This window comes from Actinophytocola sp. (assembly GCF_050699935.1).
GTDB lineage: Bacteria > Actinomycetota > Actinomycetes > Mycobacteriales > Pseudonocardiaceae > Actinophytocola.
The window spans coordinates 33,917-53,112 of the sequence record NZ_JBOHGB010000016.1; the positions used below are offsets into that span (position 1 = coordinate 33,917).

At 70.7% G+C, this 19,196-nt stretch carries 15 protein-coding genes and 1 pseudogene; 10 read left to right on the plus strand and 6 right to left on the minus strand.

The genetic code is table 11. The annotated features are described in order from the left end of the window. Positions 1–155: 155 nt before the first annotated feature. The 5 genes from ACRDTB_RS08610 (at position 156) to ACRDTB_RS08630 (ending at position 5,765) form a co-directional block, all read left to right on the plus strand. On the plus strand, positions 156–1,316 hold the full coding sequence (locus ACRDTB_RS08610) for an iron-containing alcohol dehydrogenase (RefSeq protein WP_431429485.1): 1,161 nt from the start codon (positions 156–158) through the stop codon (positions 1,314–1,316). Next, positions 1,303–2,532, plus strand: a complete 1,230-nt coding sequence (locus ACRDTB_RS08615) for a histidine kinase (RefSeq protein ID WP_431429486.1) — start codon at positions 1,303–1,305, stop codon at positions 2,530–2,532. Before ACRDTB_RS08610 ends, ACRDTB_RS08615 begins: the two co-directional genes overlap by 14 nt. After that, positions 2,525–3,136 carry a response regulator transcription factor gene (locus ACRDTB_RS08620; protein ID WP_431429487.1) on the plus strand — a complete coding sequence of 204 codons (612 nt, stop codon included), beginning with the start codon at positions 2,525–2,527 and terminating at the stop codon, positions 3,134–3,136. Before ACRDTB_RS08615 ends, ACRDTB_RS08620 begins: the two co-directional genes overlap by 8 nt. Before the next feature lie 160 nt (positions 3,137–3,296). Then, positions 3,297–4,511 carry a formaldehyde dehydrogenase, glutathione-independent gene (gene fdhA, locus ACRDTB_RS08625; RefSeq protein WP_431429488.1) on the plus strand — a complete coding sequence of 405 codons (1,215 nt, stop codon included), beginning with the start codon at positions 3,297–3,299 and terminating at the stop codon, positions 4,509–4,511. A 183-nt stretch (positions 4,512–4,694) separates the two neighbouring features. Continuing rightward, a complete protein-coding gene (locus ACRDTB_RS08630) occupies positions 4,695–5,765 on the plus strand; it encodes an MBL fold metallo-hydrolase (RefSeq protein ID WP_431429489.1) in 1,071 nt (356 codons plus the stop codon). Between the two features lie 24 nt (positions 5,766–5,789). Here ACRDTB_RS08630 and ACRDTB_RS08635 read toward each other — a convergent pair whose 3' ends face one another. The 5 genes and pseudogenes from ACRDTB_RS08635 to ACRDTB_RS08655 form a co-directional block, all read right to left on the minus strand. After that, entirely contained in the window at positions 5,790–5,999 is a 210-nt protein-coding gene (locus ACRDTB_RS08635) for a hypothetical protein (protein WP_431429490.1), read from the minus strand. 321 nt (positions 6,000–6,320) lie between these two features. Further along, a complete protein-coding gene (locus tag ACRDTB_RS08640) occupies positions 6,321–7,130 on the minus strand; it encodes an SWIM zinc finger family protein (RefSeq protein ID WP_431429491.1) in 810 nt (269 codons plus the stop codon). Between the two features lie 147 nt (positions 7,131–7,277). Continuing rightward, positions 7,278–9,719: a DEAD/DEAH box helicase gene (locus tag ACRDTB_RS08645; RefSeq protein ID WP_431429521.1), complete on the minus strand. Its 2,442-nt coding sequence runs from the start codon at positions 9,717–9,719 to the stop codon at positions 7,278–7,280. Between the two features lie 56 nt (positions 9,720–9,775). Continuing rightward, on the minus strand, positions 9,776–10,531 hold the full coding sequence (locus ACRDTB_RS08650; RefSeq protein ID WP_431429522.1) for an ABC transporter permease: 756 nt from the start codon (positions 10,529–10,531) through the stop codon (positions 9,776–9,778). Positions 10,532–10,717: 186 nt separating this feature from the next. After that, a pseudogene (locus tag ACRDTB_RS08655) lies at positions 10,718–11,656 on the minus strand (ATP-binding cassette domain-containing protein); the annotation flags it as partial. Between the two features lie 69 nt (positions 11,657–11,725). Here ACRDTB_RS08655 and ACRDTB_RS08660 point away from each other — a divergent pair. From ACRDTB_RS08660 to ACRDTB_RS08680, 5 genes are all read left to right on the plus strand, one after another. Continuing rightward, complete coding sequence (locus ACRDTB_RS08660; RefSeq protein WP_431429492.1) at positions 11,726–12,538, plus strand: TetR/AcrR family transcriptional regulator; 813 nt, start codon at positions 11,726–11,728, stop codon at positions 12,536–12,538. A gap of 77 nt (positions 12,539–12,615) precedes the next feature. Beyond that, positions 12,616–13,500: a bile acid:sodium symporter family protein gene (locus ACRDTB_RS08665; RefSeq protein ID WP_431429493.1), complete on the plus strand. Its 885-nt coding sequence runs from the start codon at positions 12,616–12,618 to the stop codon at positions 13,498–13,500. Positions 13,501–13,647: 147 nt separating this feature from the next. Next, the gene (locus tag ACRDTB_RS08670; RefSeq protein WP_431429494.1) at positions 13,648–15,933 is read left to right on the plus strand and encodes a heterodisulfide reductase-related iron-sulfur binding cluster; all 2,286 of its coding nucleotides are present in this window, start codon (positions 13,648–13,650) and stop codon (positions 15,931–15,933) included. A gap of 56 nt (positions 15,934–15,989) precedes the next feature. Beyond that, positions 15,990–17,888: a 2-oxoacid:acceptor oxidoreductase subunit alpha gene (locus ACRDTB_RS08675; protein ID WP_431429495.1), complete on the plus strand. Its 1,899-nt coding sequence runs from the start codon at positions 15,990–15,992 to the stop codon at positions 17,886–17,888. Further along, on the plus strand, positions 17,885–18,937 hold the full coding sequence (locus tag ACRDTB_RS08680; RefSeq protein ID WP_431429496.1) for a 2-oxoacid:ferredoxin oxidoreductase subunit beta: 1,053 nt from the start codon (positions 17,885–17,887) through the stop codon (positions 18,935–18,937). The genes ACRDTB_RS08675 and ACRDTB_RS08680 overlap by 4 nt, the downstream gene beginning before the upstream one ends. On the opposite strand, the gene ACRDTB_RS08685 is transcribed toward ACRDTB_RS08680, so the two are convergent. Further along, positions 18,930–19,124 (minus strand): hypothetical protein, encoded by a 195-nt coding sequence (locus tag ACRDTB_RS08685; RefSeq protein WP_431429497.1) that lies wholly within the window; start codon positions 19,122–19,124, stop codon positions 18,930–18,932. The genes ACRDTB_RS08680 and ACRDTB_RS08685 overlap by 8 nt on opposite strands. Positions 19,125–19,196: the final 72 nt, after the last annotated feature.

Below are 19,196 nucleotides of genomic sequence, written 5' to 3' on the forward strand. Positions count from 1 at the left end.
CAGGGTGGAGAGATACGACCTCAACTATGTGGTCTAGACCACCTGTCGTCAAGAGGTCTGGACCAAAATGCCAGGAAGGACGCCTTCCAGACGCTCAGTGACAGGATGGCGTCCTTCCTGGCTTTGCGATTACGCTGGCGGCGAGGTGGGAGCCGATGGAGCAGCGCGGCAAACTGGAGAAGTTCCTCATTCCGGAGACCATCTTCGGCGTCGGCAGCCTGGCCGAGGTCGGTGCTGCGGTCCGGCGGGCCGGCGGTTCCCGCGCGCTCGTCGTCACCGACCCGGGCGTGCTCGAGGCGGGCTGGGTCGACCGGGCCATGCCCCACCTGAAGGATGCCGGGTTGTCCTGGCAGGTCTGGTCCGGCGTCACCCCGAACCCGAAGGACCGTGAGGTCGAGGCCGGGTTCGGCAGTTACCGGGACAGCGGCTGCGACGTGCTCGTGGCCATCGGCGGCGGCAGCCCGATCGACGCGGCCAAGGCCATCGCCGTGCTGTCCGGCAACGGCGGGCACATCCTCGACTACGAGGGCATCGACACGGTCGCCAAGCCGATCCCGCCGATGGTGATGGTGCCCAGCACCGGCGGCTCCGGCGCGGACGTCTCCCAGTTCTGTGTCATCACCGACACCCGTCGCCGGCTCAAGGCCACGATCGCCGGCCGCGCGCTCGTGCCGGACATCTCGGTCACCGACCCCAGCCTGCTCACCACGATGTCGCCGGAGCTCTCCGCGCACACCGCGCTCGACGCGCTGAGCCACGGCATCGAGGCGTACGTGTCCAAGGCCGCGAGCTTCCTGTCCGACGGTCACGCGCTCGCCGCGATCCGCGGCGTCCTCGAGCACCTGCTGGCGACCATCGACGACCCGGCCGACCTGCGTGCCCGCGAGGGCATCGCCCGGGCGAGCCTGCAGGCCGGCATCGCGTTCACCAACGCGCTGCTCGGCGCCACGCACGCGATCGCCCACCAGATCGGCGGCTACCTGGAGCTGCCGCACGGCCTGCTCAACGCGATCCTGCTGCCGCACGTGATGCGTTTCAACGCGGCCACCTGCCCCGAGCGGTTCGTCGGCGTCGCGGGCGCGATGGGCGTGGAGACCGCCCGGCTGACGCCGATGGAGGCGGCCGAGGCGTCGATCGCGACCGTGCAGCGGCTGCGGGAGAAGGTCGGCATCCCGCCGGGCCTGGCCCAGGTCGGCGTGCGCCGCGAGCACCTCGGCCGGTTCGCGGAGAACGCCCTGAACGACGCGTACATCACGACCAACCCGAGGGCGGTGAGCAAGGAGGATGTCGAGCGGATCTGCCTTGCCGCGCTCTGACCCCTGGCTCGAGCGGCTCACCGGGGCACGGTCGTCCAAGCAGTCCTTCTACGCGGAGTGGCGGCGCAAGAGCCACGGGCTGGACCGGGCCGTCGAGGCGCTGCGGGCGATCTCGGCCGCCCTGTGCACGACGACCAGCGGGCCCGACGCCCTGTGCGACGCGGTCGTCGCCGCGCTGGCCAGGCACTTCGGCGCGCCCGCGGTGTCGCTGACGCTGGTGGCGCGCCCGGAGTTCCGCCGGGGCGTCGTGCCCGACGGCTTCGCCGGGCTGGCCAGCCGTACTCGTGTGGAGGCCCGCCCGGTCACCACGGCCGGCCTGGTCGGCGTACCGGTGCTGCTCGACGGCGAGTGCACCGGCTCGCTGCTGGTGGAGCTGCCCGGCGAGTTCGACGAGAGCGACGTGGCGATCCTGCAGACCGTCGCCAACCAGCTCGCGGTCGCGCTCGAGAACGCCTGCCTGTACCAGGAGGCCGGCCGGCGCACCCGCGAGCTGGAGGAGCGCAACCGCCAGCTCGAGGTCGCCCACCGCCGGCTCGGCGAGGCCGGGCAGCGGCAGCTGATCAGCCAGGAGCGCCACCGCATCGCCCGCGAGCTGCACGACAGCGTCGCCCAGCACCTGATCAGTATCGGGATGAACCTGGAGTGGTGCCGCAAGCAGGAGCCGTCCTCGCCGGTCGGCCGCCAGGTGGCGGTGACCAAGGAGCTCGCCCGCTCGGCGCTCACCCAGATGCGTGCGGCGATCTTCGAGCTGTCCGAGCTCGACACCCAGCACAGCGGCATGCGTGGCGTGCTGCTCGACCTGGTGCACGAGTTCCGGGCGATCACCCCGCTGCGCGTGCGGTTCCGGGTGCGCGGCGAGCCGGTCACGCTCTCCCTCGCCACCCAGCACGCGCTCTTCCACATCGCGCAGGAGGCGATGTTCAACGTGGCCCGGCACGCGGCCGCGCGGAGCATCTGGGTGGCGCTGACCTACCGCCCGGGCGCGGTGACGCTGACCGTCGCCGACGACGGTACCGGCGACCCGCGCGCCATCCAGCGCCGGCTGATCCGCGCCGCCGCGCCCGGCGGGCTGGGCAACATCCGCGAGCGAGCCCGCGAGCTGGACGGGACCGCGCGGGTGCTGCCGCGCCGGGGCGGTGGCGTCCGGGTCCGGGTGGACGTACCCGTGGACGGTTCGGACGGCCCGGTGGACGGCCTGGTCGATCGCGATGGCTGACCGCATCCGGGTGGTGATCGTCGACGACCACACCATCGTGAGGGAGGGGCTCCGCTCGATCCTGGAGCTGGAGAGCGACATCGCGGTCGTCGGCCACGCGGCGCGCCCCGCGGAGGCGCTGACGACGATCGCCGCGACCCGGCCGGACGTGGTGCTGCTCGACCTCAAGCTCAGCGAGGCGGGCCCGGCGACCGGGCTCGAGCTGTGCGGCGACATCGTGGCGCGTCACCCGAAGGTGGGCGTGATCGTGCTAACCACGTTCCACGACCAGACCCTCGTGCTCGACGCGCTCCGCCGCGGCGCCAAGGGATATGTCCTCAAGGACGTCGACGTGGTCGACCTGCTGAAGATCATCCGCAAGGTCCGCGACGGCTCGCTCATGGTCCACTCCCTGTCCGAACAGGATGGACAACCACGGCTGACGCCGCGCGAGCTGGAGATCGTCCGGCTGCTCGCGCGGGGACTGACCAACCGCGAGATCGGCAAGGCGGCGCTGATCAGCGACAGCACGGTGAAATTCCACGTCCGGGGCATCATGCGCAAGCTCGCCGTGCACCACCGTGCGGAGGTCGTCTACGCCGCCACCAAGCTCGGCATCCTTTAGTACCGCTTGGAAGGACGCCTTCCGGACGTTCAGCGCCCGGAAGGCGTCCTTCCAGGCATACCTGACCATTCGGGTAGGTCGGTAGCTGCCCGGTCAGGCAGTTACGTCGCGGTCCGCTCGCCTCGTACTTTCGTTGTGTGAAAAGGGAAAGGTGAGTGAGATGACAGGAAACCGCGTAGTCGTCTACCAGGGCCCCGGCAAGGTCAGCGTCGAGGCGATCGACTATCCCAAGCTGGAGCTGCCCAATGACGTCGTGAGGGGGCTGGGGATGGACCGGCGGGCGCCGCACGCCGCCATCCTGAAGATCGTCACCACCAACATCTGCGGCAGCGACCAGCACATGGTGCGCGGCCGCACGACGGCTCCGGTCGGTCAGACGCTCGGCCACGAGGTCACCGGCGAGATCGTGGAGACGGGCGACGACGTGCTGTTCCACAAGGCCGGTGACATCTGCTCGGTGCCCTTCAACATCGCCTGCGGGCGGTGCCGGATGTGCAACGAGGGCAAGACGGGCATCTGCCTCAACGTGAACCCGGCGCGCCCGGGCGCGGCGTACGGGTACGTCGACATGGGCGGCTGGATCGGTGGCCAGGCCGAGTACGTGATGGTGCCCTACGCCGACTTCAACCTGCTGAAGTTCCCCGACCGCGACCAGGCGCTCGAGAAGATCCTCGACCTCACGATGCTGTCGGACATCTTCCCGACCGGCTACCACGGCGCCTTCACGGCGGGCGTGACCACGGGCTCGACGGTGTACGTGGCCGGCGCGGGCCCGGTCGGCCTCGCCGCCGCGCACGCGGCCCAGCTGCTCGGCGCCTCCGCCGTGGTCGTCGGCGACATGATCCCCGAGCGGCTCGAGCAGGCTCGCAGCTTCGGCTGCGAGACGGTCGACCTGACCCGGGACGCCGAGCTGCCCGACCTGATCGAGCAGGTCGTCGGTGAGCCGGTCGTCGACGCCGCGGTGGACGCGGTCGGCTTCGAGGCGCGCGGCCACGGTGCCGGCGCCGGCGAGCAGCCGGCGACCGTGCTGAACGACATCATGACGATCGCCCGGGCGGGCGCGTCGCTGGGCATCCCCGGCCTGTACGTGACCGGCGACCCGGGCGGGGTCGACGAGAACGCCAAGGTCGGCCAGCTCGGCGTGCGGATCGGTCTCGGCTGGGCGAAGTCGCACCAGTTCACCACGGGCCAGTGCCCGGTGAAGCGGTACAACCGGCTGCTGATGAACTTGATCCTGAGCGACAAGGCGCAGATCGCCAAGGCGGTCAACGCCGCGAAGGTCAAGCTCGACGAGGCACCCACCGGGTACCAGGACTTCGACCGCGGCGCGGCGAAGAAGTTCGTGCTCGACCCACACGGGATGGTCCCGGCATAACCCGCGAGTCCCCGTTCTCGCACGCGAGTCCCCCGTTCGCACCGGCGCGAGCGGGGGACTCGCCGTCGGGAGCGCGGACTCGCGTGCGGGCGTGGGGACTCGCGGTGTGAGCAAGTGAACGCGCCGTAGCGTCGTCCGGGGACGTAACGTCGGTTCAACGGACCGACGACGAGGGAACCCAGCATGTCGAAGTACGTCTGGAGCGACCCGGGGGCGTTCGAGGTCGCACCCGGCGTCCACCGCATCCCGCTGCCGCTGCCGACCGATGGGCTGCGCGCGGTGAACGTGTACGCGATCGAGAGCGCGGACGGCCTCGTGCTCGTCGACTCCGGCTGGGCCCTCGACGTGGCCCGCGAGCAGCTCGAAGACGCGCTCGGCACGCTCGGCCACGACCTCGGCGACATCCAGCGGTTCCTGGTCACCCACATCCACCGCGACCACTTCACGATGGCCGTCACGCTGCGCCGGACCTTCGGCGCGAAGATCGCGCTGGGCATCGGGGAGCAGCCGTCGATGAACACCGTGCTGTCCGGCCGGGGGCGGGAGAAGGTCGCGGAGATGGTCCGCTGGGGCGCGCACGTGCTCATCGACCAGTGGCGCGACGTGTACGGCAAGCAGGACGAGAACGAGAGGCGCGAGGCCTATGAGCCGCCCGACGAGTGGCTGGAGGGCACGACCAAGCTCGACCTGGGCGACCGCAGGCTGATCGCGCTGCCCACGCCCGGGCACACCCAGGGGCACGTCGTGTTCGTGGACGAGCAGGCAGGCGTGCTGTTCGCGGGCGACCACGTGCTGCCGCACATCACGCCGTCGATCGGGTTCGAGCCCGTGCCCGCGAAGCTGCCGCTGGGCGACTACCTGGAGAGCCTGCGGCTGGTCCGCTCGTACCCGGACCTGCGGCTGCTACCGGCCCACGGCCCGGTCGCGCCGAGCGTGCACGCCCGGGTCGACGAGCTGCTCGCCCACCACGAGAACCGTCTCGCCGAGACACTCGCGGCGGTGCGCGACGGGGCCGGCACCGCGTTCGACGCGGCGCGCCGGCTCGGCTGGACCCGCCGGCACCGCCGGTTCGACGACCTCGACCTGTTCAACCAGACGCTCGCGACCGGGGAAACGGCGGCACACCTGGAGGTACTCGTCGTCCGAGGCGAGCTGTGCTCGTCCACGGTGGACGGCGTGGTCGAGTATTCGAGCACTATTCAAAACAGGCCCGCGGCGTGCCCGGGTGCTGCTGATCCGGAGTGTCTTGAATAGTGCTCGTCGACTGCCTGAACCAGATCAGTCCGTTGTGGACTGAGGGGGGTCGTCCAGGGAGTCCAGTCCGAGCATGGCGAGCAGGTTCGCGCAGTCCTGCGCGTCGGACGAGTGGATGGCGACGGTGCGCGCTGCCTTGCGGTTCTGTACCGCGTAGTGGATCCTCTCGCTCGCCCGTGCCTCGGCGAAGCGGCCTTGCTCGATCGTCGGACTGGGGTGTCTTGCCCAGGTCATGCGGCACCTTTCTGCTCGGCTGGCCGCGTCGGCGAGCGCCTCGCGGCAGCGTCATCGCCGATCCGTGCCAGACGGGATGTCTCGGGGGATTCGTTCGGCACGGCCCGCCGGGGGGAACCCGGCACAGTTCGAATCCTGGCACCTGGCGCGTGGGCCACACCACCCCGCGCAGGTCTGGAACCACCCGCCGACCTGCCGTTGTGGCGGGCGCATACCAGGTGAAAGCCCGCTTTGCAAAGGTGATTCACGGTTTTTCCCAGTGTTCCCGGAATAACTCACGAGTACGGATCGGGATCGGGCGGTCACGGGCAGTGCCAGGCCTCAGTCACGCAGCAGCTTGCCGAGCGCTGCGGCCACCTCACTCTCCGCACCCGACTCATCGCGGACCAGCAGGTCGCGGGCGCGCCGGGCGGCCCGCGCGGCGGCCGCGGCGAGTGCGTCGGGATCGACCCCGGGCGCCGGCGGGACCGCCAGCGGCGGCGGTGGCTCGGCCGGGACCTCCCTGGGTGGCAGCGGCTGTGGCGTTGACGATGCCGGCGGCTCGTGGGTTGACACGTGCGGGGCGGGTGTGCTTCGTCGGCCGATCTCGGCAAGTACCTCGCGCTGTCCCCGGCCGCGCAGCAGGAGCAGCAGGAACGGGTCGGCGTCGAGCAGCCAGGCCGCCTGGAAGCACAGCGCCGTCGCGTGCACGCAGGACAGCGAGAACTCAGGGCAGTCGCACTCGGGCTGCAGGTCGCCGATGCCGGGCAGCAGCGGCACGTCGGCGTCCGCGGCTGCGGCCACCAGGTCGTGCGGCATGTCCCGGTCCAGCAGCGCGGCGAGGTGGCCGGCCTTCGCGGCGACCTCGTCGAGGAACCGGCGCCACTGCTCGTCGGAGAGCCGCTCGACGAACACCACGGTGTGGTGCACGGCGTCGCCCTCGTCGTAGACCTGAGCGGCGATCCGGCCGGGGCTGACCGTGATCGGCCCGACCCGCCCGGCGACGGCGTAGCGGCGGCCGTGCTTGAGCAGGTCCTGGTCGAGCGCGGTGTCCTCCAGGGCCTGCAGCCACGCCCGGCCCCACCAGGTTCGGGCGAACCGGCCCCGCCGCCGGCTCGCCGGAAAGGCCGGAAATCCCAACGCGGTGTTCATGGCTCCTCCGCTACTCGCCGTCTCTCATGGCTGGCCGCCAATGCCCGGAAGGCGTCCTTCCGGGCGTCGAGTGTCCGGAAGGCGTCCTTCCAGGCTCGCGAACGCTGCGTCGCAACGCTCCGTCGCTCCGCTCACGGTCGGTCACCGTCACGGCGTACCCCGCAGTTCCACCAGCTCGGCGAGCTCGGCGTCGGTCAGCTCGGTCAGCTCGGCGAGGTCGTCACCGTCCTGGCTGCCGAGCACGGCCTCGGCGATGTCCTTCTTGGACTCCAGCAGGGCGGCGATCCGGTCCTCCACGGTGCCCTCCGTGATGAGCCGGTGCACCTGGACCGGCCGCTGCTGCCCGATGCGGTGTGCCCGGTCGGTGGCCTGGGCCTCGACGGCCGGGTTCCACCACCGGTCGTAGTGCACGACGTGGTCGGCGCGGGTCAGGTTCAGCCCGGTGCCGGCGGCCTTGAGGGACAGCAGGAACACCGGCGGCGCGGCGCTGTCCTGGAACCGCGCGACCAGCTCCTCGCGCCGGGCGACCGGGGTGCCGCCGTGCAGCACCAGGGTCTCGACGCCGCGGCCGGCGAGGTGGGTCTCCAGCAGCCGGGCCATCGTGACGTACTGGGTGAACACGAGCAGGCCGCCGTCCTCCGCGCGGATCGTGTCGACCAGCTCGTCGAGCAGCTCCAGCTTGCCGGACCGGCCGGCGAGCGGGCCGGGCTCGCCGAGGTACTGGGCCGGATGGTTGCAGACCTGCTTGAGTCCGGTGAGGAGCTTGAGCACCAGCCCGCGACGCTGCATGCCCTCGGCCGCGCGGATCTCCGCCATCGTCTCGCGCACCACCGCCGCGTAGAGCCCGGCCTGTTCGCGGGTCAGCGCCACCGGCTGGTCCGTCTCGGTCTTCGGCGGCAGCTCCGGTGCGATGCCGGGGTCGGTCTTGCGGCGCCGCAACAGGAACGGGCGTACGAGGCGGGACAGCCGCTCGGCGTTCTCGCCCGCCTCGACGGGCCGCGCCCACCGGGAACGGAACATGGCGAGCGAGCCGAGCAGGCCCGGCGTGGTCCAGTCGAGGATGGCCCACAGGTCGGTCAGGTCGTTCTCGACCGGCGTACCGGTCAGCGCGACGCGAGCGGTGGCGGGAATCCGGCGCAGTGCCTTCGCGGTGTCCGAGCGCGGGTTCTTCACGTGCTGCGCCTCGTCGGCCACGACGAGATCCCAGTGCGCCCCGCCGAGCCGGTCGGCGTCGACGCGCATGGTGCCGTAGGTGGTGAGCACGAAGCCCTCGTCCGCCAGTTCCCGTTGGGTGCCGTGGAACCGGCTGACCGGCACGCCGGGCGCGAAGCGGTGGATCTCGCGCTCCCAGTTGCCGAGCAGCGAAGCCGGGCAGACGACGAGCGTCGGACCGGCCCTCGTCGTCGCCGCGCGGTGCAGGTGCAGGGCGATCACCGTGATCGTCTTGCCCAGGCCCATGTCGTCGGCGAGGCAGCCGCCGAGGCCGAGGTCGGTCATCCGGGCGAGCCAGCGCAGGCCACGCAGCTGGTAGTCGCGCAGCGTCGCGGCGAGCGCGTCCGGTTGCGGCACCGGGGTCTCGGCGAGCCGCTCGCGGAGCCGTTCGAGCGGTGGGCTCGGGGCGACCGGGACCCACTCGCCGTCGACGCGGGCGGTGCCGGTCAGGGCGGCACCAAGCGCCTCGATCGCGGGGAGGGGCTTGAGGATCCGCTCGCGTGCCCTGCGGGCGAGGCCCGGCTCGACGAGCGTCCACCGGCCGCGCAACCGCACGACCGGGCGCTGGGCCTCGGCCAGGCGGTCCAGCTCCTCGTCGGTGAGCACCTCGCCCGCCGTGGCCAGCTGCCAGCGGAAGTCGAGCAGTGTCTCGGCGCCGAACGTGCCGGGCGCGTCCGGGCCGTCCACCGCGGCCCGTACGGTGACGTCCCGGGTCAGCTCCCGCGGCCAGTGCACGTCGATGCCGGCCTCGCGCAGCGTGGCGCCGCCCGGGCCGAGCAGGTCGAGCACCTCGTCGTCGCCGAGCACGACGCGGTCCGGGACGGCGAGGTCGAGCAGCCGGGCGAGCGGCGGCCAGATCCGGGCCGCGTGCCGGACGGCGACCATCGCGTCGAGCCGGGCCCGCTCGTCGGTTCCCTCCCCGGCCCAGAGCCGGTCGGCGTCGAGGACCGTGGTGCCCGTGGTGGCGTCGTGCACCTGGACCACGGCGGTGAAGGAGCCCGTCTCGAAGTCGCCGCCGGGCACCTCGAGCCGCAGCGACACCCTCGTGTGCCGGGCCAGCCCGTCCGCCCACGCTCGCAGCCCGGGCACCCGCCGCGGGGGCATCCCGAGGTACGCCGGGCCGTCCGCGTCGCGGGCGAGGACGTCGGCGACCGCGTCGTAGAACGACCGCACGAGCGCCACCTCCGCACCCGCCAGCCGGTGCAGACGGTCCACATCGGACGGTTCGAGCGGGCCCACCCGCCACGCGTCGTGTCCCGCCTCGGTCACGGCCGGGCGCAGCCGGCCGCGGGCCACCAGGTGCAGGGCCTCGCGGGCGGCGGCCGACCAGGATGTGGTGTCGTCGAGCAGGCCCGGCAGCGCGTCCGCGATGGGCACCCCGCCGAGCCGCCCGTGCCGGGGTGGGTCGGCCGGTGTCCAGGTCGGCGGCTCGGTCACCGGCCCAGCCTCTGGTAGCGGCGCACCGACAGCGGGAAGAAGATCGCCACGAGCACCAGCGGCCACACCACGGCCATCAGCGTCGCGTGCTGCGCGATCCATGAGTCTCCTCCCCATCCCGGGTTGCCGAACAGCTCGCGTGCCGCGGCCACCGTCGAGGACAACGGATTCCACTCCGCGATCGTGCCCAACCAGCCCGGCATCGTGCCGGGTGCGGCGAACGTGTTCGCGAGGAAGCCGACCGGCCAGATGAGGATCTGCACGGCCATCACCGCCTCGGGGTTGCGTACCACCAGCCCGAGATAGATGCCGACCCACAGCAACGCGAACCGCAGGAGGAGCAGCAGCCCGACCGCGGCCAGCGTGGCGCCCACGCTGCCGCGCGTCTGCCAGCCGACGAGCAGGCCGCTGGCGATCATCACGGCGAGCCCGGCGGCGGAGTTGAGCAGGTCCGCACCGCACCGGCCGACGACGACTGCCGACGGGGCCATCGGCATGGACCGGAAGCGGTCGGTGACGCCGCGCCGGACGTCCGTGCTGATCGCGACCATCGTGGCCTCGAGCCCGAAGGCCATGGTCATGGCGAACATGCCGGGCAGCAGGAACTCCTTGTAGTCCCCGCCGCCGGGCACGGTCATCGCGCCGCCGAACAGGTAGCCGAATATCAGCACGAGCATCACCGGGAACAGCAGGCCGACGACGACCGGAGCCGGTTGGCGGACCCAGTGCAGCAGGTCGCGGCGGGTGATCATCCACCCGTCTGTTCCGCCTCCCCGGAATTCAAACGTGTGGTTGCGTTTGGGGGATGGAGGGTTCTGTTTGGTCACGTGCTTGTGGCTGGTCTGCGTCACGTTCCCCTGAGGTGCGGTTGAGGAGCGCTCGGGCTGGTTCGGTCTTGAGGTCATGCGTGCGTCTCCTCCTTCCTCCTCGGTCGCGTGGCCCGTGAGGTGCAGGAAGACCTCGTCCAGGGTCGGCCGCCGCAGGGCGATGTCCTCCACCGCGTCCTCCGCCGCCATGCCGTCCCGCAGGGCGTGGGCGGCCTCGGTCAGCGCACTGACCCGGTCCCGCACCGGGGCGCTGACGCGGCGCGTGTCGGGGTCGGTCTCCGGCACGGCCCCGGTGACCCGTTCGAGCACCGCCGCCGCCCGGTCGAGATCCGCCACGTCGCGCAGGACGACGTCGAGCCGGTCGCCGCCGAGGCTCGACTTCAGCTCGGTCGGCGTGCCCTCGGCGATGACCCGGCCGCGGTCCACGACCGAGATCCGATCCGCCAGCTGGTCGGCCTCGTCCAGATACTGGGTGGTCAGCAGCACCGTCGTGCCCTCGGCGACCAGCGCGCGCACCACCGCCCAGACCTCGTTGCGGCCGCGTGGGTCGAGGCCGGTGGTCGGCTCGTCGAGGAACAGCACGCGCGGCGCGAGGATCAGGCTGGCCGCCAGGTCCAGCCGCCGCCGCATGCCGCCGGAGAACCGGGCGAGCGCCAACGTCCCGGTGTCGGCGAGGTTGAACTGGTCGAGCAGCTCGCCCGCGCGCGTGCGTGCCGCGGCCTTCGACAGGTGGTAGAGCCTGCCGAACAATTCGAGGTTCTGCCGCCCGGACAGCGCCTCGTCGACCGCCGCGTGCTGGCCGACCAGCCCGATGCTGGCCCGCACCCGGTCCGGCTCGCGGGCCACGTCGTGGCCGGCGACCTCGGCCCGGCCACCGTCCGCGCGCAGCAGCGTGGTCAGGATCCTGACGGCCGTGGTCTTGCCGGCGCCGTTCGGGCCGAGCAGGCCGCACACGGTGCCCGCGGCGACGGTCAGGTTCACCCCATCGAGAGCGGTCTTGTCGCCATAACGCTTGCGCAAGCCCTCAGCGGTGATCAACAGCCCTCCAATATCGTACGATGTACGGAGTAGTCCAGACAATACCGTACGTCGTACGGAGAAACTAGGATGTTAGCCGCGATGGCGAAGAAATCTGACGACGCGCAGACCGACCGGCACTACGGCGGCCGTGGCGACCCGGTCCGCAGCATGGCGCTGCTCTGGCGCGACGGCACCGAGCCGGCGAAGGGCCGCGGCCCGAAGCCGGGTCTCACGGTGGACCGGATCGTGGCCGCGGCCATCGAGCTGGCCGACGCCGAGGGGCTCGCCGCGCTGTCGATGCGCCGGGTCGCCGAGCGGCTGGGCGTCGGCACGATGTCGCTCTACACCTACGTGCCGTCCAAGGCCGAGCTGATCGACGTCATGTTCGACACGACCTGCGGCGAGGTCCTGGAGGACAAGGCCGCGGGCGACGGCGGCTGGCGTGACCGGCTGGCGGGGATCGCGCGGGCCAACTGGGACCTCTACCACCGCCACCCGTGGCTGTTGCAGGTCATGGCCATGTCCCGGCCGCCGCTGGGCCCCAACGCCATCGCGGGCTACGACCACGACCTGCGCGCGGTGGACGGCATCGGCCTCACCGAGCTCGAGATGGACTCGGTGGTGAGCCTGGTCTCCGTGTTCGTGCAGGGTGCCGCCCGCGTCGCCATCGAGGCCGCGTCGTCCGCACACGACACCGGCGTGACCGACGCGGAGTGGTGGGAGACCTACGGCCCGCTGCTGGAGAAGGTCTTCGACCCGGAGAAGTACCCGGTCGCCGCCCGGGTCGGCGCGGTGGCCGGCGAGACCTACCAGTCCGCGTACGACCCCGACCACGGCTTCCAGTTCGGCCTGGCCCGCCTCCTCGACGGGATCGAGGCGCTCGTCGAGTCCCGCCGCACCTCGCAGCCGTGACGGCGGGGTGAGCCCGGCGGCAACATCGGCCGTCCGGGCTATTGCCAATTTGTCCGAGTCTTGCGACTGTCCGGCTCATGAACTCGTCGACGGCGACCACGGTCTTCCTGCCGATCGCGCTCGTGGTGATCATGCTCGGCCTCGGATTGTCGTTGACCGTCGCCGACTTCACGCGTGTCGCGCGCTACCCGAGGGCGACCGTGATCGCGCTCGGCTGCCAGATCCTGGTCCTGCCCGCGCTGTGCCTCGGGCTCGTCCTGCTCTTCGACCTGGACCCGGCTCTCGCCGTAGGCATGATGCTGCTCGCCGCGTCGCCCGGCGGCACCACCGCCAACCTGTTCAGCCACCTCGCCCGCGGGGACGTGGCGCTGAACATCACGCTCACCGCGATCAACTCGATCCTCGCCGTGGTCACGCTGCCGATCGTGGTCAACCTCGCGCTCGACGGGTTCATGGACGGCGAGGACGCGATCGGGCTGCAGCCGGACAAGATGCTGCAGGTCTTCGCGATCGTGCTGGTTCCGGTGGCCATCGGGATGCTGATCCGCCGCCGGGCGCCCGAGTTCGCCGCGCGGCTCAACCAGCCGGTCCGGATCGCGTCGATCGTCGTCCTCGTCTCGGTCATCGCGGTCGCGGTCTTCCAGGAGCGCGGCAACGTCATCGACTACGTGCAGTCCGTCGGGATCGTCGCGCTGATCTTCTGCCTCGCGAGCCTCACCGTCGGGTACTACGTGCCGCGCGCCTTCCAGGTGCCGCGCGGGCAGGCGGTGGCCTCGTCGTTCGAGATCGGCATCCACAACAGCACGCTCGCGATCACGATCGCGCTCAGCCCGGCCCTGCTCGACAGCGCCGAGATGGCGATCCCGGCCGCGGTGTACGGCGTCCTGATGTTCCTGCCCGGCGGCGTGCTCGCCTATGTGATGAACAAGCGCCGGGAGACGCCTGCGGAAATAGGTACCTGACCGGTCAAGGAACCGAGCGGCACATATCACACCCCGTTGCGCGCCGCGCGCCGTCATCAGAAATACTGGCTGGTAATCGGCGGTGGTAGGCGGGGTAGTTGGCAAGGACGCCGTCACTTCGCCGGAGCCTGATGCGGAGGCGTGCTCGTGGTCGTTCGAATGATGCTCGGTGTGCTGATCACCCTCGGGGTGCTCGCGTTCGCCGGGCGTCGGGCGAAGTTCCTGTTCGACCTCATCAAGGCCGGCCAGCCGGTGGACCGGTTCGACCACCTCGGCAGCCGGCTCTGGGCACAGGTCAACGAGGTCTTCGGGCAGCGCAAGCTGCTCAAGTGGTCCATCCCGGGCGCGGCTCACTTCTTCACGTTCTGGGGCTTCGTCATCCTCGCCTCGGTCTACCTCGAGGCCTACGGCACGCTCTTCGACCACGACTTCCACATCCCGTTGATCGGCCGCTGGGCCGTGCTCGGCTTCGCGCAGGACTTCATCGCGGTGATGGTGGTGGTCTCGCTCGCGGCGTTCGCGATCATCCGCATCCGCCAGGCGCCCGAGCGCAAGCAGCGCGGCTCCCGGTTCTACGGCTCGCACGCCAGCGGTGCCTGGCTCATCCTGTTCATGATCTTCAACGTCATCTGGACGATGTTCCTGTTCCGCGGCGCGGCCGCGGCGCTGGGCAACTTCCCGTACGACTCCGGCGCGTGGGTCTCGCTCGGCGTGGGAGGGCTGCTGGAGCCGGCCGGGCAGACCACGAACGAGTGGATCGAGTCGGCCGGCCTGCTGGCGCACATCGGCGTGATGCTCTCGTTCGTCGTCATCATCCTGCACTCCAAGCACCTGCACGTGTTCATCGCGCCGATCAACGTCTCGACCAAGCGGCTGCCCGACGGCCTCGGCCCGCTGCTGCCGATGGAGTCGCACGGCAAGCCGATCGACTTCGAGGAACCGGACGACGACGACGTGTTCGGCCGCGGGAAGGTCGAGGACTTCACCTGGAAGGGCATGCTCGACTTCGCCACGTGCACCGAGTGCGGGCGTTGTCAGAGCCAGTGCCCCGCCTGGAACACCGGCAAGCCGCTGTCCCCGAAGCTCGTGATCATGGACCTGCGCGACCACCTGTTCGCGAAGGCGCCCTACCTCATCGGCGGTAAGGACATCCCGACCGACGTCCCCGACCACAGCGGCGTCGACGTGCTCGCGCTCGCCGAGTCCGGTGGCAACGGGGCTGGCCACCACGTGCCCGAGTCCGGCGCGGGGCGGGTCCCGGTCGACAGCCCCGCGCAGGCGACCCGGCCGCTGGTGGGCACGGCCGAGGTGGGCGGCGTGATCGACCCGGACGTGCTGTGGTCGTGCACCACGTGCGGCGCGTGCGTCGAGCAGTGCCCGGTGGACATCGAGCACGTCGACCACATCGTCGACATGCGGCGCTACCAGGTGATGATCGAGTCGGAGTTCCCCTCGGAGCTGGGCACGCTGTTCCGCAACCTGGAGAACAAGGGCAACCCCTGGGGCCAGAACAACTCCGAGCGTCTCGATTGGACGAAGGGGCTGGGCTTCGAAGTCCCGGTGTTCGACGGGGAGCTGGCCGACGACGTCGAGTACCTGTACTGGATCGGCTGCGCGGGCGCGTTCGACGACAACGCGAAGAAGACCGTGCGCGCGACCGCCGAGCTGCTGCACATCGCGGGCGTGAAGTACGTCGTGCTCGGCAAGGAGGAGACCTGCACCGGCGACCCGGCGCGCCGGTCGGGCAACGAGTTCCTGTTCCAGATGATGGCCCAGCAGACCGCGGAGATGCTGAACTCCGTGTTCGCGGGCCGCGAGCCGGTGCGGCGCAAGATCGTCACCACGTGCCCGCACTGCATGAACACGCTCGGCCGCGAGTACCCGCAGCTGGAGGGCATGATCCCGGCGTTCGAGGGGACGAGCGGCCACTACGAGGTCGTGCACCACACGCAGCTGCTGAACCGGCTCGTGCGCGAGGGCAGGCTGACCCCGGTCAAGCCGGCCGCCGGTGACAAGGCGGCCGGGGCGCCGGTGACCTACCACGACCCCTGCTACCTGGGCCGGCACAACAAGGTCTACGAGCCGCCGCGTGAGCTGGTCGGCGCGGCCGGCGCGGAGCTCACCGAGATGCCGCGGCACGCCGACCGGTCGCTGTGCTGCGGCGCGGGTGGCGCGCGGATGTGGATGGAAGAGCACATCGGCAAGCGGATCAACCTGGAGCGGGTCGACGAGGCGCTGGACACGAACGCGAAGGAGGTCGTGACCGGCTGTCCGTTCTGCCGCGTCATGATCACCGACGGCCTGGTGCAGCGGCAGAGCGAGGACAAGGGCGCCGGCGTCCAGGTGCGCGATGTCTCGCAGATGCTGCTGGAGTCGGTCAAGCGCGGTGAGCGAGCGACGGAGGCCACCCCGAAGGCCCCGACTGGCGGCTGAGCGGCTCTCCAGCGGGACTCGTCCGCGCCGCGGTTCGGCTTGCCCACACTGGCCCGGTGACCACCCAGCCGGAACGCCTCGGGAGATCGCCGGTCAAGCTGGACCGGGTGGTGATCCGGTTCGCCGGGGACTCGGGCGACGGTATGCAGCTGACGGGTGACCGGTTCACCTCCGAGGCGGCGGCGTTCGGCAACGACCTCGCGACGCTGCCCAACTTCCCAGCCGAGATCCGCGCACCCGCGGGCACCCTGCCCGGCGTGTCCAGCTTCCAGATCCACTTCGCCGACTACGACATCCTCACCCCGGGCGACCGACCGGACGTGCTGGTGGCGATGAACCCGGCCGCGCTCAAGGCGAACCTCGGCGACGTGGCGGCCGGTGGCACGGTCATCGTGAACACCGACGAGTTCACCGGGCGCAACCTCGCGAAGGTCGGCTACGCCGCCGACCCGCTGGAGGACGGTTCCCTCGACTCCTTCCAGGTACACGCGATCGCGATGGCGACGCTGACCAGGGGCGCGCTGGAGGAGACCGGGCTGTCGAAGAAGGACGCCGAGCGGTCGAAGAACATGTTCGCGCTGGGTCTGCTGTCGTGGATGTACCACCGGCCGACCGAGGGCACGGAGCGGTTCCTGCGGGAGAAGTTCGCGCGCAAGCCGGAGATCGCCGAGGCGAACGTGCTGGCGTTCCGGGCGGGCTGGAACTACGGCGAGACCACGGAGTCGTTCGCCAGGACGTACGAGGTGGGGCCGGCGCGGGACCTCGCGCCCGGGCGGTACCGGCAGATCACCGGGAACACGGCGCTGGCGTACGGGATCGTGGCCGCGGGGCAGTGCTCGGGGTTGCCGGTGTTCCTCGGTAGTTATCCGATCACGCCGGCGTCGGACATCCTGCACGAGTTGTCCCGGCACAAGAACTTCGGCGTCACGACGATGCAGGCCGAGGATGAGATCGCCGGTGTCGGCGCGGCGTTGGGCGCGGCCTATGGCGGTTCGCTGGGCGTCACCACGACGTCCGGTCCGGGTATCGCGCTGAAGTCGGAGACGATCGGGCTCGCGGTGATGTCGGAGCTGCCGTTGGTGGTGATCGACGTGCAGCGTGGTGGTCCGTCGACCGGGCTGCCGACGAAGACCGAGCAGGCGGACCTGTTGCAGGCGATGTTCGGCCGCAACAGCGAGTCGCCGGTGCCGATCGTGGCGCCGCGGTCGCCGGGTGACTGCTTCGACGCGGCGCTCGAGGCGGCCCGGATCGCGCTCGCCTACCGCACGCCGGTGTTCGTGCTGTCCGACGGCGCGCTGGCGAACGGTTCGGAGCCGTGGCTGATCCCGAACGTCGAGGACCTGCCGGACCTGCGGGTCACCTTCGCCACGGAACCCAACGCGCCGGACGGCAGCGGCGAGCACTGGCCGTACCTGCGCCACCCGGACACGCTCGCGCGGGACTGGGCGTTGCCGGGTACGCCGGGTCTGCAACACCGCATCGGCGGGCTGGAGAAGGCCGACGGGCGGGGTGACATCTCCTACGACCCGGACAACCACGACCGCATGGTCCGGCTGCGTCAGGACAAAGTGGACGGTGTGGTGGTGCCGGACGTCGTGGTGGACGACCCGTCCGGGATGGCCGGCGTGCTGGTGCTGGGCTGGGGTTCCACGTACGGCCCGATCGGCGCGGCCTGCCGATTGTTGCGCACCCAGGGCTACCGCGTGGCGCGGGCACACCTGCGGCACCTGAACCCGTTCCCCGCCAACCTCGGTGAGGTGCTGCGCTCCTACGACCGCGTGGTGGTCCCGGAGATGAACCTGGGGCAGCTCGCGACCCTGCTGCGGGCGAGGTACCTGGTGGACGCGATCTCGTACACGAAGGTCGCGGGGCTGCCGTTCATGGAGGACGAGCTCGTCGAGGTGCTCACGCGGCACATCGACGAGACGGGAACGTGGCTCGCGGAGGCAGCATGACCATCGACCTGGGGTTCCCGAGTGGACTGTCCCTCGTGCCCACCACCGATGAGTCGCAGCGGGCGAAGGATTTCAAGTCGGATCAGGAGGTGCGGTGGTGCCCGGGCTGTGGTGACTACGTGGTGCTGAACGCGATGCAAGCCTTCCTCCCCTCCCTGGGGTTGCGGCGGGAGAACATCGTGTTCGTCTCCGGGATCGGCTGCTCCTCACGGTTCCCGTACTACATGAACACCTACGGCATGCACTCCATCCACGGCCGCGCCCCCGCGATCGCCACCGGCCTCGCCATCACCCGCCCCGACCTGTCCATCTGGGTCGTCACCGGCGACGGCGACGCCCTCTCCATCGGCGGGAACCACCTGATCCACGCGTTGCGGCGGAACGTGAACCTGAAGATCCTACTGTTCAACAACCGCATCTACGGCCTGACCAAAGGCCAATACTCCCCCACATCAGCGGAAGGCACACTCACCAAATCCACCCCCATGGGCTCCCTCGACCACCCCTTCAACCCCCTCTCCCTGGCCCTGGGCGCCGAGGCCACCTTCGTCGCCCGCACCCTGGACAACGACCGCAAACAACTCACCGAGATCCTCACCGCCGCCGCCACCCACCGCGGATCAGCCCTCGTGGAGATCTACCAGAACTGCCCCATCTTCAACGACGGCGCCTTCGACGTACTCAAAGAACCCGGCCACAAAGAACAACGCCTCATCCCGTTGACACACGGGGAACCCATCGTGTTCGGCACCAACGACGACCACGCCGTCATCCGCACCGACTACGGACTCGACATCACCAAAACCGCCGACCTCAACCCCTCCGACATCGTCAACCACAACACCACCCTCGACGACCCCTCCTACGCCTTCGCCCTCTCCCGCCTCTCCACCCAAGACCTCGGACACGCCGTCACCGGAATCTTCCGCAACACCACCCGACCCACCTACGACGACGCCGCCCGAGCACAAACCACCCACGCCACCCACACCAAACCCCCCAACCTCCAGGCCTTGCTCGACGGCAACGACACCTGGACGGTCAGTTAGCGGCAGGCAGGTCCGGGTACCGGGCCGGCGCCTCGGCACCCTGCTGGGCCGGCCGCGCCTGTTGGTGGCACGGCCGCACCACCAGCGTCAGGAACCGCGGCGATAGCGCGCCGGTAGAGCCCGTGTCGACGGTCAGCAGAGTCCGCACCCGCTGCCGAGTGATCGCGTGGTGTGCACGATGCGACATCTCGCTCTCCTTCCGCTCGACGCCGAAGGCGCGCTGTGGCGGGGAAATCCCAAGCATGCGAACGCCGGCTCG